The 9,290-nt window shown below is 45.3% G+C and carries 8 protein-coding genes; 4 read left to right on the plus strand and 4 right to left on the minus strand.

What is annotated here, in order from left to right; translation table 11 throughout:
- Window positions 1-116: 116 nt before the first annotated feature.
- The 3 genes from HRU21_08420 to HRU21_08430 form a co-directional block, all read right to left on the minus strand.
- Complete coding sequence (locus tag HRU21_08420) at window positions 117-1,811, minus strand: acyl--CoA ligase (protein NRA42312.1); 1,695 nt, start codon at window positions 1,809-1,811, stop codon at window positions 117-119.
- Between the two features lie 94 nt (window positions 1,812-1,905).
- The gene (locus tag HRU21_08425) at window positions 1,906-2,889 is read right to left on the minus strand and encodes a response regulator (protein NRA42313.1); all 984 of its coding nucleotides are present in this window, start codon (window positions 2,887-2,889) and stop codon (window positions 1,906-1,908) included.
- Window positions 2,890-2,928: 39 nt separating this feature from the next.
- Window positions 2,929-3,795, minus strand: a complete 867-nt coding sequence (locus tag HRU21_08430; protein NRA42314.1) for a glutamate racemase — start codon at window positions 3,793-3,795, stop codon at window positions 2,929-2,931.
- Window positions 3,796-4,392: 597 nt separating this feature from the next.
- On the opposite strand from HRU21_08430, the gene xth reads away from it, so the two are divergent.
- The 3 genes from xth (at window position 4,393) to HRU21_08445 (ending at window position 6,698) form a co-directional block, all read left to right on the plus strand.
- Window positions 4,393-5,169, plus strand: coding sequence for an exodeoxyribonuclease III (gene xth, locus HRU21_08435; GenBank protein NRA42315.1), 777 nt, complete (start codon window positions 4,393-4,395; stop codon window positions 5,167-5,169).
- A 45-nt stretch (window positions 5,170-5,214) separates the two neighbouring features.
- Entirely contained in the window at window positions 5,215-5,547 is a 333-nt protein-coding gene (gene yajC / locus HRU21_08440) for a preprotein translocase subunit YajC (protein NRA42316.1), read from the plus strand.
- A gap of 107 nt (window positions 5,548-5,654) precedes the next feature.
- Window positions 5,655-6,698: a D-cysteine desulfhydrase family protein gene (locus HRU21_08445; protein NRA42317.1), complete on the plus strand. Its 1,044-nt coding sequence runs from the start codon at window positions 5,655-5,657 to the stop codon at window positions 6,696-6,698.
- A gap of 164 nt (window positions 6,699-6,862) precedes the next feature.
- On the opposite strand, the gene alr is transcribed toward HRU21_08445, so the two are convergent.
- Complete coding sequence (gene alr / locus HRU21_08450) at window positions 6,863-7,993, minus strand: alanine racemase (protein NRA42318.1); 1,131 nt, start codon at window positions 7,991-7,993, stop codon at window positions 6,863-6,865.
- Window positions 7,994-8,265: 272 nt separating this feature from the next.
- On the opposite strand from alr, the gene cysB reads away from it, so the two are divergent.
- A complete protein-coding gene (cysB, locus tag HRU21_08455; protein ID NRA42319.1) occupies window positions 8,266-9,249 on the plus strand; it encodes an HTH-type transcriptional regulator CysB in 984 nt (327 codons plus the stop codon).
- Window positions 9,250-9,290 lie beyond the last annotated feature (41 nt).

Here is a 9,290-nt window from a genome sequence, read left to right on the forward strand (position 1 = left end):
AAGGGCAATAACCAAACCAACCTGAATAAGTACAATCAGGATTGGTAGTACTGCAGCACTAGGGTATTGGAGAAAGTCCCCCAGTGCTTTCTATTTGGGTTTAGAAGTTTTATTGCCTAACAGTATTTGCTTTTGAGTAGATTCTTCAACACTTTCATGGTCGCATTTCTGGGTAGTGCCTCAGTTTCAATAAATACCTTGCTGGGCACTTTAAAAGCCGCAAGTTGAGTTGCAATATGTGCTTGCACCTCATTAGCTGTGACGGTTTGCCCTGGTTTCGGGACTACACTAATTGCAACTTCTTCGCCTAACGTGTCATTTGGTAGACCATATACAGCACATTCGGCAACGCTGTCTAAGCTTGAGCAGGCGGCTTCAACTTCTAGCGAGGCGATGTTTTCGCCACCTCGAATCACCATATCTTTGATGCGATCGGTAATATAAACAAAGCCGTGCTCATCAAGGTGACCGATATCGCCGGTCACCACCCAGCCATCGACAAAGGTGTCTTGGCTAGCAGCCTCGTTGCCCCAGTAGCCAGAGACAGCTGTAGGAGTTTTCAATTGAATCTCACCGGCTTCACCTTGTGCTACTGGCGTGCCGTTAGCATCAACAATACGAACGTCTACAATTGGCGTGATAATGCCGCCAGAGCGGTTGTTCTCGCGATAGGCGCGGCCCGTCATAGCAAAGCCAGTGGCATTGGTTTCTGTCATGCCATAGCCTGTGCCTGGAAAGCTGTCCGGTAACTTTTCATAGATTTTATCGGCGAGTCCCGGCGGCTGTGCAGAACCGCCAGCGCCAAAGCCAAACATGCTGCTGGTGTCGTAGTCAGCCCACTCATCGGCGTCGAGCAAATCAATCAGCATGGTGGGCACAGCGCTAATCATTGTGATGCGCTCATTTTGAATCAGCTGCAGCGCATTCACTTTGTCCCATTTATACATCATCACAATAGGGCGACCGCCGCGCAATGATAAGAAAAATACGCTGTGACAGCCCGATACGTGAAATAGCGGCACAGCAAGTAAGACTTTAGGTGGAAAGCCGCGCTCAAGCATTTTACCAACCGGTTCAAAATCACTCATGGCGGCGATATTTGCTGCTAACTCAAAATTAAAAATTGCTTGGCAGACTGCACGATGGGTCGATACCGCACCTTTAGGATTGCCGGTGGTGCCTGAGGTATACATAATCATGCCAATATCTTCAGGATCTACTTCAGGGCTTTCTAATGATAGGTCGGTACCAGCTTGCGTGAGTGCGTCTTGATCGAAATGCGGTGCAGTAATAGCGTTATCTGGCCTTGCGACGATTGCCGTGACGCCCAGCGATTCAAGCTCGGCTTCGATATAGTTAAAGCGTTGCTGATCAAAAAAGGCAAATTTAGCGCCAGAGTCGTTCAATCCATATTCTAATTCAGCAGCCTGTCCCCAGCTGTTTAAAGGCACCGGTACGCCGCCAGCATAAATAGTCGCAGCAAAGGCGATCATCCATTCAGGATAATTACGCATGGCTATCGCCACTCTGTCGCCTTTCGATAGCTGCAATGACTGTTGTAATGCAGCAGCTAGTGCATCAACTTTGGCAAAAAAGTCGCCAAAGCTCATGCGCTCGTCTTGATAGATTAAAAACTCATTGCTGGCATCGTGATTTCTGCCGCCATCTAAAAGTTCTGCTAAAGTTTTTGGTGCACCAGGATAATACTTATATTCAACCCCATTAATAGTGGTCTGTCCAAGCTGCCAAGGTGAGCCCTCGGCGGTAAGTTGTGCGGTACTTTCTGCAATTTTGGCAACAATTTCACTCATGAGTCTTATTCTTCATTTTTTTGATAATAGAGGCCGAGATTATGCCCAAAAGTAGCTGAATCGCAAGCCTAAATGGCGGCTTTGTTAGCTGGTATTATTCGGCAGGAAGGTTAGAGTTTATGCGCTCTGATTGATAGTGGTTGTGTTCAATCAGCTGGCTTTGTTCAGCGCGTCTAGCGGCATCAAGGGCTAAGCGAATTAAATGGTCAGCAGTGGGTAAGCCAAATGAATGTTCTGCGGCAGCAATGCCGATAACAATATCAACAGTTTCAAAGCCTGAAGAGGTTTCGATGCTGCGTCTATGCATATTATCGCGGATACGCTTGTAGCAGCTGCCTATGCAGTTATCTAAGCTATGTTGATGGGTGATGACTGCAAAATTATAACTGTCGAGTTGTGCCACATCATCTAAAGGCCTAACGGTTGCTAGCAGGCGTTTCGCAATACCTTTGATGATCTCTTGCTGTATTTTCTTTGGCAGCTGCTGCTGCAGCGCGCTTGGCTTAAAACGCAGCAATAGTAAGCAGGTAGCGCCACCTCGAGAGTCACAAAATTGCAGGTGTTCGTCTATGCGCTTGATCGCATAATGTTTATCACCCAGTCCCGTTAGCAAGTTTACTTGGGCGAGTGATATGAGTTGTTTGTTTTGTTGCTCTAGTTTTGCTGCTTTTTGCAGCAGTAGGTTGCGATTAGCGATCATTCGCGCCCCAGCCATTACCCGAGGGGCAAGTTGCTGCTGCATTTCAGACTTATTGACAAAATCATCAACGCCTTGGTCAAACGCATACTGCAGCGCATCGACTCCGTCGCGTGCGGTCAGCATGATGATATAGGTGTATTGGTATTTTGATGCATCAAGCTGGCGAATATGCTGTGTTAATTCAATGCCGTCCATATCGGGCATCATCCAGTCGACAATCACTACGGCATAGTGCTTTGATTGCATGGCTGTTAGTGCGTCAGCAGCATTTGATATGCAATCAATTTGCTCAACCTTGCTTTGGGCTAAGCTTTTCTGAATCATAGCGCTGCTAAATTTGGCATCATCTACGATTAATACCTGCAACTGACTTTCCATGTAGTCTCTCTTTTCGCAAGCCTTTGCGAACTATGGCATTTATAACGCCTGTTGGCTTAAGTTGACGTTGCTGTTAATAACTTGGTGTTGCTTGATGCCGGCAAAACGCAAAGCAGATAGCCAGTGCTCAGTTTTCAGGTTTTGGCTGTCGGTGCAGAAAAATCGGCACAGACTCTCACTATAGCCTGTGTTAATGCCGTCACAAAGGTGTTTCACTCGTCGCGCAATAGCATCTCCCGAATCAATCCAGAATTTAGGCTTTTGCCAACTGGCTTGCAATTCAGTTTTTAATAAAGGGAAGTGTGTGCAACCGAGTACCACAGTATCAATATCAACATGGCTGAGTTTATTGTCTATGGATTGCATCATTGACGCAAGCTTGTGTTGCTGCGTCTTAGCAGTTGATTGACAATGATTTAAGAAGTTGCGCTCTACTATGTCAACTAGTTCTGGCAGGGCAAGCTTGAAAACCTCGCAATCACTGGCAAACTCATGAGTGAGGTCGTTGAGGTAGTCACTTTGAACCGTTGCTGCGGTTGCTAAAATGGCTATTTTTTTGCTTTGACTGATATTGGCTGCCGGCTTGATGGCTGGCACTACACCCACAAACGCACAATCAAAGTGTTTTCGCAGGCTATCAAGTGCAAGTGTAGAGGCGGTATTGCATGCGATCACCGCCACATCAAAAAAACGATCAACATCAATCGCGTCAAGCAGAGCAATCAGACGTTGTTCAATGGCATCAGCGTGTTTGTCGCCATAAGGCCAAAATGCAGTATCAGCCATATAGCTGAATTTAGCGTTTGGCAGGTGCTCCACTATCGACTGTAAAATACTAAGACCGCCAATGCCAGAGTCCACAATCAGTATGCGAGGTTGATGTTGCATGGCTGCGCGAATCTTCATGTTAAATAATCACTCGATATTATCACAGATATGCAGTAAAGCCTCATCAAATAAGATCTGTAAAGCAGCAGGGCGCAGCAAGAATCAGCAAGCCAAGAGATAAAATATATTGTTTAGCTGTTTTAGTTTAAAGCTGTATTCGCAACGGTTTTAGCGCAATGCTGTTAACAAAGTTGAGTCGTATCGATTGTAAGAGATGTCTTTGAAAATTTTTCGCCCGAGCGATCAGCTGGGTTTATTGACATTTTGCAGCCCAGCTTTCTAATGAATTTATAACAATGTAAGCATAAAAAAATCGAACAAAGTTATACAATTTAAAATCCTCTACTTGGCCTGTGGATAAAAATAGCGAGCCAGGGTGTTTCCGAGTATTTCACATTAAATATTGTTTTTAAGTAATTGAAAATATGCATTTATTTTTTTAAAAATTTCCATTCCAGTTAAAGTGATTTATGGCGCTATGCGGCATAATTATTGTCGCCAAACATTCATGCACAAGTTTATCCACAGCCTATTTATATTTTAACAGGGCTTCATGACTGGTAATTTTCTATAAATTTCATAAGATTGTTCGCCTTTTGATGAGCAAGAAAGCATATGCGAATAATTACCTGTAATACCAACGGCATCCGTGCAGCAGCCAAGAAAGGTTTTTTTCAGTGGCTGAGCAATCAAAATGCCGATGTTGTCTGTATTCAAGAAACCAAAGCACAAATCGACCAGTTGGATGATCCTGTTTTTCACCCTGATGGTTACCATTGCTATTACTATGATGCAGTAAAAAAAGGTTATTCAGGAACGGCTTTATATGCTCGTAAAAAGCCGCAGCAAGTCATAAAGGGCCTTGGTTTTGACGTCTGCGATACCGAGGGGCGCTGGCTGCAAGCCGATTTTGAGCGCGTTTCGGTTGTTTCTTTATATATGCCATCGGGTTCCTCTAGTGCGGAAAGACAGCAACGTAAATTTAGCTTCATGGAAAGCTGCTTGCCGATCTTTCAAGCCATGGCTAAGGATACCTCGCGTGATTATATTATCTGTGCTGACTGGAATATCTGTCACCGTGAATTGGATTTAAAGAACTGGAAAGCGAATCAAAAAAATTCTGGCTTTTTACCTGAAGAAAGAGCGTGGATGGATGATTTATTGCAGCAATACGGTTTTAGCGATAGTTTCCGCGAGCTGCATCCCGAGAAGCCGCAGTATACTTGGTGGTCAAATCGTGGTCAGGCTTATGCCAATGATGTCGGGTGGCGCTTAGACTACATGCTCGCGACAGGTGCTTTAAGAGGTCAGGCCGTTACAGCCGAGGTGTATAAGCAAGAAAAGTTTTCTGATCATGCACCTCTGATTATTGATTATCAAACGTCGCTTTAGGGTTTATAATAATTCGCTTTCATTACAAACAATAAGGTTATTGCTATGTTGGATTTATTGATTCCTGCCGCTCATGCGCAAACAGCTCAAGCGGGTCAAGATGCGGGCATCATGCAGTTGGTCATGATTGGCATTTTATTTGTCGTATTTTACTTTTTAATTATTCGCCCTCAAAGTAAGCGTCAAAAAGAACACAAAAATCTGCTAGCGGCGCTTGCGGTGGGTGATGAAGTGTCTACCAATGCGGGTATTTTAGGCAAGGTAAAGAAAATTGATGATGCCTATGTGGTTTTAAAAGTAGCCGAAGGTACAGAGTTGAAATTTCAGAAGCAGGCCATTCTAGCTGTTTTGCCTAAAGGTACGCTTAAAGCGATCTAATTCGGCGCTTAATTGAGCAGCAAAACGATCTTCGCTCTTTACGTATTTGCTGCTCTTCATATGTTTACCGCTGTTCATATACTTACCGTTTGGATTTTTTATCGATGATGCACTTCCAGCAAATTCTCGATAGACACGCCGGCGGTATCAGCAAACTCTCATTGGCGCAGTTGCCCACGCCTTTGCAGCCTTTATCTCGACTTACCGCACAACTTCGATCAAATAATCCAAATTCGCCGAAGATTTGGGTGAAACGCGATGACCTCAGCGGTCAGCTATTGTCGGGCAATAAAGTTCGCAAGCTTGAATACACCTTGGCATATGCGCTGGATCAGGGTGCGAATGCCATTATCACTGCGGGCGGCGTTCAGTCAAATCATTGCCGTGCCACGGCAGCTGCCTGCGCGCAGCTGGGCTTGCGCTGTGATTTAATTCTACGCGGCGAGTCGCCAGCGATAGCCGATGGCAATCTACTGCTGGATAAATTGCTGGGCGCCCATTTGCATACCATTCCGCCAAGGCAGTATTATGATCAGCTTGACAATTATGTTGCGGAACTTCAGTCAGAGTTAACTCAGCAGGGCTTGTCGCCATGGTATATTCCGGTTGGCGCCAGCGACGGCTATGGCGTTTGGGGCTATTTGCAAGCTGCTGATGAATTGCTCGATCAAGCGTCTATTCAGGATATTCAACTGGATGCCTGTGTGATGGCAACCGGCTCTGGTGGCACGGCGGCAGGGCTGAGTTTGGGGATGCAGCTATTTGCTGGCAATAATGTTCAAGTATTTGCCTATAACGTCTGCGATGATGCTAGATATTTTGAGCAAAAATCGCGTCAAGATATTCAGGCCTGGCAGGCGCTGTTTGACCCTGAGCATCATTTAGAGATCGATTTAGCCAATCTACCGCTGCATATTGTTGATGGCTTTGTTGGCGAGGGCTATGGCAAGGCTAGCCGGTCGGTTTATAGACGGATCAAGCAGTTGGCTGGTTTAGAGGGGGTTGTACTCGATCCGGTTTATACTGCTAAAGCATTTGACGGCTTTTCTCAGCACCTACTGGCAGGTCAATATGATCACTTTGAAAACGTGGTATTTATGCACACCGGGGGCTTATTTGGTGTGTTTCCGCATCGTGAGTTATTGTTCTAGGGGTTTTATTGCTCTGGAAAGTTTATCTGAAGCGAGTGTTGTCTGAGATTCATGCTATTCGAGATAACTACTCTTCATAACTACTCTTCGAGATTTATATCATCAGTTTGTGAGTTCAGCTTAAACATTTATCCCTTGTAAATAACTTCATCAGCCTGTTACTTTTAATAATGCATTAGGCGCGGCACTCGGTCACTGACATGCACTAAAAGCTCATAGGCTATGGTATTAGCAGCCTTTGCCACCAGCTCACAGGGAATATTCTCGCCCCAGAGCTCAACCGTGTCTGCTAGCTTCACGTCAATATCGGTAACATCAATTGCCAACATATCCATGGAAACTCTTCCTGCTAAGGCAGCTTTTTGTCCATTAATCCACACGGGCGTGCCGCTAGGTGCATGACGAGGGTAACCATCAGCATAGCCTGCAGAAACAGTGGCGATAAGGCTGTCACGTTGGGTAACAAAAGTCGCATTATAGCCAATCGATTCGCCAGCTTTACAGTGGTGAAGCGCAATGACTTTTGCTTTGAGTCGCATCACTGGTTGAAGCTGCTCAGCTATTGCTGCGTCATTGGGGTTGGGGTTTATACCATAGCTTGCGATGCCTGCGCGCACCGCATCTAAATGATAATCTTCAAAGTAAAAGACCGCAGCAGAATTCGCCAGGCATAGCTTGAGAGGAATATGCTGTTGCTCAAGCCAATCTTTGATAGGGCTGAGTGCATTTATTTGTTGCTGGGTTTGAGACGCATTGACATCTTCAGCAGAGGCGAAATGGCTCATAAATCCTTTACAGCAATTATTAATATGAGTCGCCAATGATGCCGAATTTTGAGTGAATAAGTGGATTAAATTCTGGCTAGTCATGCCGAGTCGATTCATGCCCGTGTTGAGCTTTAGCCAAAACTGGGGCATTGCAGAGTGGCCTGGTAATATATTGGCCATCTGGCTAAGTAAATGTTCGTGATGGATAACCGCCTCTAAGTCCAGTGTCGCACATAGGGCCAAATCGTCTAGCGTTTGAATGCCTGACATCACCATAATCGGTTGCGTAATGCCACTGCTGCGTAATTGTTCGGCCTCGTCGAGTCTAGCTACCGCAAATCCGTGGACTTGATTCAGCGTTGCCAAAATAGTCGCTATTTCAAGCATGCCGTGCCCATAGGCATTAGCTTTTACCACGACATACAGCCTAGCATGACCAACCTGTTGTTTTAATACAGCAATGTTGTGAGCGAGTGCCGGTGCGCTTATGTCTGCCCAAACTAGAGGGGCTGTTGAGGTTGATTTCATGTTTATTGGTGCGGTTTAAATGCCGGTCATGTTAGCAAAATTATGTTTCTGTGTCTGTTGGCAGCCATCAGTCACTGGATATTTACGATTAAAATTTGTGAAAAAGCAAAATGCGTATATGCTATAAACATATATTAAAGGGAAGTTCGTCATAGCGAGCAGCTATAAGTTGTTTTCGCTATTGGCCGATTGTTTAGGAATATCGGTAAGTTAGCAGTATATTGCTATTAAAATGCTTGTCGTTGTTAGGTTTAATCATAAGGGAGGTTTTCATGAAACTGCAACAGCTGAAGTATATCTGGGAGGTTGCACATCATGATCTAAATGTTTCTGCGACGGCACAAAGCCTGTTTACCTCACAGCCCGGCATTTCTAAACAAATTCGTCTGTTAGAAGATGAGTTAGGCGTTGAAATCTTTGCCCGAAGCGGAAAACATCTGACGCGAGTGACTCCGGCAGGTGAGGCCATTTTAGAAACGGCCGGTGAAATACTGCGAAAAGTTGACAGCATTAAGCAGGTGGCGCAGGAATTTGCGAGTCCCAGCAAGGGCAGTTTGTCAATCGCGACTACGCATACTCAGGCTCGCTATGTATTACCGCCGGTGATTGAAAAATTTATTGCGCAATATCCCGATGTGGCACTGCATATGCACCAAGGCACCCCAATGCAAATATCGGAATTAGCGGCAGATGGCACTGTAGATTTTGCCATTGCGACGGAGGCGCTGGATTTGTTTAGCGACCTGATCATGATGCCTTGTTATAAATGGAACCGATCGATAGTCGTGCCAAGAGATCACCCCTTAGCCAGACTTGCAGAAACCGGCGAATTAAATCTTCAGGCCATCGCACAATATCCTATCGTTACCTATGTATTTGGCTTTACCGGTCGCTCAAAGTTAGATGATGCATTTATGAGTTTGGGTTTAATGCCAAAAATCGTGTTTACGGCAGCCGATGCTGATGTTATCAAAACCTACGTGAGGTTGGGTTTGGGGATTGGCATTGTCGCTTCGATGGCTTATAAGCCCGATGCCGATGGCGATTTAGTATGCCTGAATGCAGGCCATTTGTTTTCGCCCAGCGTTACCCGAATTGGTTTTCGTAAAGGCGCATATATACGCAGCTTTATGTATGACTTTATTGCCCAATTTGCGCCTCACCTGACGCAAAATATGGTTGATAAGGCGATTAACTGTAGTTCTAAGGCTGAACTAGATGCCTTGTTTGCAAACGTTGACCTGCCTGAGTATTAGCCAGCGCTTAATCCTAGCCAAATTTGCGGCTGTGTTGAGAA

It is taken from the genome of Pseudomonadales bacterium, from assembly GCA_013215025.1.
Classification (GTDB): domain Bacteria; phylum Pseudomonadota; class Gammaproteobacteria; order Pseudomonadales; family DT-91; genus DT-91.